The sequence below is a fragment of the Paenibacillus paridis genome (assembly GCF_006345825.1).
Taxonomy (GTDB): domain Bacteria; phylum Bacillota; class Bacilli; order Paenibacillales; family Paenibacillaceae; genus Pristimantibacillus; species Pristimantibacillus paridis.
This window is the reverse complement of record NZ_VCIX01000008.1, coordinates 1-528: the sequence shown is the minus strand read 5'-3', so window position 1 is coordinate 528 and position 528 is coordinate 1. Positions and strand designations below refer to the sequence as shown.

Below are 528 nucleotides of genomic sequence, written 5' to 3'. Positions count from 1 at the left end.
GTCCGTTTACCCATACTTTCGCTTCGTAATCCACTGCACCGAAATGGATAAGGATTCGCTTGCCTGCATATTCAGAAGGAAGCTCGATATTTTTGCTATACCAAACGATATCATGGAACGACTTCTCATTAATGCCGCTCAGCTCACTTTGATAGCAGAACGGCACTTGAATTTTGCGATCAAATTGCTTTCCCTCAAACCATTTATTATCNCATTTAGATTAAGCCAGGATGATCGTTCAAACTGTGGTCTTGGATATTCATTTCGTAACGGATAAATCATATTCCCACTCCAGTCCTATTGCTTATGCTTTGTATTATTTTTTTAGCGGCTTTACTGTCAAATCACTGAAGGACACCGCAGATCGTTCCGAACGAATGCCTATCTTTCCATGCAAAAATGGATTAGGATCGGTGTAATTAATGAGGGGTTTTGCACCATCCCCTAGATAAACTTGAATATTACCGCCTTTTGCGACAATTCTAATCGAATACTTTCGTCCAGTTTCCAACTGTGCAGTTTCACTGG

1 protein-coding gene is annotated in these 528 nt (G+C 40.6%); it reads right to left on the bottom strand.

Annotated elements, in window-relative coordinates; translation table 11 throughout:
- Positions 1-316: 316 nt before the first annotated feature.
- A partial coding sequence (locus tag FJQ58_RS32695) for a DUF1080 domain-containing protein (RefSeq protein WP_238403650.1) occupies positions 317-528 on the bottom strand: 212 nt, incomplete at its 5' end.